Below are 4,661 nucleotides of genomic sequence, written 5' to 3'. Positions count from 1 at the left end.
AGGAGATATAGACCCCAATACCCCGGCGCCCGGCATGTTTGATTTTGTAAACAAGGCCAAATATGAAGCATGGAAAAGTTTAACAGGAATGTCGCCGGATGCAGCGATGACCGGTTACATCAATATTATTGAGCAGCTGAAAAGCCCTCAATAAATGATAATAGAAATAACCGAAATTTTGACAAATGTTTCCGCCATATAACCCTTTATAATCCCTTACTAAATAGGATATTTGTTAATATAAACCAATTATAAATTATTCACCGTTCAGGCGGTTAAGTTTTTTCTTTTAAGTGCATTTGATTACTGCCTTAGTACGCGGAGAATTTGATGCGGTGCTTTTTAGATCAGTTTAATTGCGTGTCCATAACCTTAAAAACAATGTCAGTTTGTAAAAAAAATCTCACCAGGTTAGTATTAATGATACTCATGGTATCCGCGGGTTTTGTTACTAAAGCACAGAGCGAAAAAGACAAAATAGAGGGCTTATGGTATAATGATGTTAAAACTGCCAAAATACAGATAACCAAAGAAAAGGATGGCAAATTTTATGGCAAGGTTGTTTGGCTTAAGGAGCCCTTAAAAAATGGCAAACCTAAAGTTGATGAGCTAAACAGCGATGAAAAATTACGTACCAGGCCCCGGCTTGGCCTGCCGGTATTAGCCGGTTTTGAAAAAGATGGCGATAACAAATATACCCACGGTACAATTTACGACCCTAACAATGGAAAAACGTATAGCTGCAAAATAACCTACAAAGGTCAAACCCTTGATATAAGGGGTTATATCGGAATTTCACTCTTCGGGCGTACTACAACCTGGGAAAAAGCAGAATAAAGTAACATAAAACACCTATCTACATTTTAAATACAAGCATAAATGAGTGTTAAACGAATTATAAAAAAAGTAGCCGTACTGGGTTCAGGTGTGATGGGTAGCCGCATAGCCTGCCATTTCGCAAACATAGGCCTGGAAGTGCTGTTATTGGATATTGTACCAAAAGATGCCGACACTAAATCAAGAAACAAGCTGGTGAATGATGCGCTTACTGCAGCATTAAAATCAAACCCCTCTCCTGTTTATTCAAAAGCGTCGGCTAAAAATATTACAACCGGAAATTTTGAAGATGATATGCCCAAAATTGCCGGTTGCGACTGGGTAATTGAAGTGGTTGTGGAGCGGCTTGATATTAAGCAAAAGGTATTTGAAAATGTAGAGAAATACCGTAAACCCGGTACGCTGATAACATCTAACACATCCGGCATCCCTATTCATTTAATGGCCGAAGGACGAAGCGAAGATTTTAAAAAACATTTTTGCGGCAGCCACTTCTTTAACCCGCCCCGGTATTTAAAACTGTTGGAGGTTATCCCTACAACTGATACCCTACCAGAAGTTATTGATTTTTTACTGCATTACGGCGAAAAATATTTAGGTAAAACAACCGTACTGGCAAAAGATACCCCCGCCTTTATTGGTAACCGTATTGGGGTGTTCAGTATCCTGAGCATACTGCATTATGCAGATAAAACCGGGATCACTATTGAGGAAGTTGATAAACTTACGGGGCCGGTAATAGGCCATCCTAAATCGGCCACCTTCCGTACCAGTGATGTGGTAGGCCTTGATACCATGGTGCATGTGGCAAACGGTTTAAGCCAGGGTGTACCCAATGATGAAGCTAAAGACTTGTTCCAAATCCCCGGCTTTGTAACCAAAATGGTAGCCAACAACTGGCTGGGCAGCAAAAGCGGACAAGGTTTTTATAAAAAAGAAAAAGTGGATGGCGCCAACCAGTTTTATACACTCAACTTAAAAACGCTGGAATATGAACCTTCTAAAAAAGTAAAATTTCCGTCGCTTGAAACAACCAAAACGGTTGATAACTTAAAAGACCGGATGAAGATCCTGTTTGCGGCCAAAGACAAAGCCGGTGATTTTTACCGCACTATATTTCACCAGCTGTTTGCCTATTCCAGCAATCGCATTCCCGAAATTTCTGATGAGCTATATAAAATAGACGCTGCCATGAACGCCGGTTTTGGCTGGGAAATGGGGCCTTTTGAAAAATGGGATGCATTGGGAGTTGAAACCACCGTTAAAGCCATGGAGGCAGAAGGCAACAAACCCGCACAATGGGTTTACGATATGCTGCAAAGYGGTACAAAAAGTTTCTACAAAATACAGGATGGCAAGCGCTTATATTATGATATACCATCAAAAACTTACAAAGTAATTCCGGGTGCCGAAGATTTTATTCTGCTGGACAATATCCGCGCGGCAAATACCATTTGGAAAAACAGCGGCGCTACTATTACTGATCTTGGCGACGGCATTATTAACCTGGAATTCCATACCAAAATGAATACCATTGGTGGAGAGGTGATAGAAGGCATTAACAAAGCCATCACCCTTGCCGAGCAAAGCTATAAGGGATTGGTTATCTCCAACGAAGGAGCAAATTTCAGTGCCGGCGCCAATGTTGGGATGATATTTATGATGGCCGTTGAGCAGGAATTTGATGAGCTGAATATGGTGATCAAAGCATTTCAAAACACCATGATGCGGATTAGGTATTCATCCATCCCGATTGTTGCCGCACCACACCAAATGGCCCTTGGTGGCAGCTGCGAGCTGTGTTTACACGCCGATAAGGTTGTAGCACATGCCGAGCTTTATATGGGTTTGGTTGAATTTGGCGTTGGGCTTATCCCCGGTGGCGGCGGTACCAAAGAGTTTGCACTGCGTTTAAGCGATGAATTACAGGACGGCGACATCGAACTAAATAATTTCCGCGACAGGTTCCTTACTATAGGCCAGGCTAAGGTATCTACCTCGGCACAGGAAGCTTTTGACCTGGGTTATCTTAAAAAAGGTCGGGACATGGTAGTCGTATCCCGCAACAGGCTTTTATCCGAAGCAAAAAAACAGTGCCTGTTACTGGCTAATGAAGGTTATGTGCAACCCGTTCCGCGTAAAGATATCAGGGTTTTGGGCAAACAGGCGCTTGGTTTGGCCTACATAGGCGCCAACACCATGTTTAGTGGTAATTACATTAGTGAGCATGATGTAAAAATATCACAAAAGCTGGCCTATGTACTTGCCGGTGCAGATCTGTCACAACCGACATTGGTAAGCGAAGAGTATTTATTGAACCTGGAACGCGAGGCATTTGTATCACTGTGTGCCGAACGCAAAACATTAGAACGCATACAATCCATTTTAACCGGCGGAAAAACATTAAGAAACTAATTTAAAAGACAACAAGATGAACGCATATATAGTAGCAGCTTACCGCAGTGCCGTTGGAAAAGCAACCCGTGGCGGTTTTAGGTTTACCCGACCGGACACCCTTGCTGCCGAAGTAATTAAGCAACTGGTGGCATCTGTACCCAATGTAGATAAAGACCAGATTGAAGATGTGATAGTTGGCAACGCTACGCCCGAAGCTGAGCAGGGTTTAAACGTAGGCCGCCTTATCTCACTTATGGCGCTGGATACTGATAAAGTTCCCGGCATGACGGTGAACCGGTACTGTGCTTCGGGATTGGAAACTATTGCTATCGCATCGGCAAAAATACACAGCGGTATAGCCGATTGCATTATAGCCGGCGGGGTAGAGAGCATGAGCCTGTTACCTATGGGCGGATGGCGCATTGTGCCCAATGCAGATGTTGCCATTGCCCACCCAGATTATTACTGGGGCATGGGATTAACCGCTGAAGCTGTTGCCAAAGAATATAATATTAATCGCGATGAGCAGGACCAGTTTGCCTATCAATCCCATCAAAAAGCCCTAACCGCTATTGCAGGAGGAAAATTCAAAAATCAGATTGTTCCGGTTAATGTATCCGAAAACTATGTTGATGAAAACGGAAAAAGAAAAACCAGGTCATTTACGATAGACACAGATGAAGGTCCGCGGGCCGATACTTCCCTGGAAGCATTAGCTAAACTTAAACCCGTATTTGATGCCAGGGGGTTGGTAACTGCAGGTAATTCTTCACAAACCAGCGATGGTGCTGCCTTTGTAATGGTGGTAAGTGAGCGTTTCATGAAAGCAAACAACCTAAACCCTATTGCGCGTTTAGTAAACTACGCTGTTGTTGGTGTTCCGCCGCGCATTATGGGAATTGGCCCTTTGTATGCTATTCCCGAAGTATTAAAAAAAGCTGGCATAAAACAAGATGAGATAGATCTTTTTGAACTGAACGAGGCCTTTGCATCGCAATCGCTGGCAGTAGTAAAGGGGCTGGGCTTAAATCCCGACATCGTGAATGTTAACGGCGGCGCCATAGCATTAGGCCATCCGTTGGGCTGTAGCGGCGCCAAACTTTCGGTACAGCTTTTTGATGAATTGAAACAAAGAGATAAAAAATATGGCATGGTTACCATGTGCGTTGGTACAGGGCAAGGCGCGGCAGGAATATTTGAACTATTAAACTAAGATAAAACATTTTAAACATAAGATTATGAGCACATTAGCAGAAAACAAGCATTTAAAAGGTGGTGAATTCCTGGTAAAGGAAACAATTGCCGGGGATGTGTTTATTCCTGAAAACTGGGATGAGGAGCAGTTGATGATAGCACAAACCTGCCAGGACTTTGTAGAGCAAAAAGTTGTTCCGCTGCTGGATCGTATCGACACACAGGAAGAAGGG

General features: G+C 43.1%; 4 protein-coding genes and 1 pseudogene. All 5 read left to right on the top strand.

Translation table 11 applies throughout. The annotated features are described in order from the left end of the window. The first annotated feature begins 7 nt into the window (after window positions 1-7). Window positions 8-154 carry an acyl-CoA-binding protein gene (locus tag AC1DPZ_RS22315; protein ID WP_477407592.1) on the top strand — a complete coding sequence of 49 codons (147 nt, stop codon included), beginning with the start codon at window positions 8-10 and terminating at the stop codon, window positions 152-154. Window positions 155-381: 227 nt separating this feature from the next. Further along, complete coding sequence (locus AC1DPZ_RS22310; RefSeq protein WP_477407590.1) at window positions 382-837, top strand: DUF2147 domain-containing protein; 456 nt, start codon at window positions 382-384, stop codon at window positions 835-837. Between the two features lie 42 nt (window positions 838-879). After that, entirely contained in the window at window positions 880-3,252 is a 2,373-nt protein-coding gene (locus AC1DPZ_RS22305; protein ID WP_477407588.1) for a 3-hydroxyacyl-CoA dehydrogenase NAD-binding domain-containing protein, read from the top strand. Window positions 3,253-3,268: 16 nt separating this feature from the next. After that, on the top strand, window positions 3,269-4,447 hold the full coding sequence (locus AC1DPZ_RS22300) for an acetyl-CoA C-acyltransferase (RefSeq protein ID WP_477407586.1): 1,179 nt from the start codon (window positions 3,269-3,271) through the stop codon (window positions 4,445-4,447). A 25-nt stretch (window positions 4,448-4,472) separates the two neighbouring features. Beyond that, window positions 4,473-4,661 (top strand): annotated as a pseudogene (locus AC1DPZ_RS22295) (acyl-CoA dehydrogenase family protein); the annotation flags it as partial.

The organism is Mucilaginibacter sp. P4_G9, assembly GCF_056400985.1.
The sequence above is the reverse complement of the archived record's forward strand: the minus strand, read 5'-3'. Positions and strand labels throughout refer to the sequence as shown.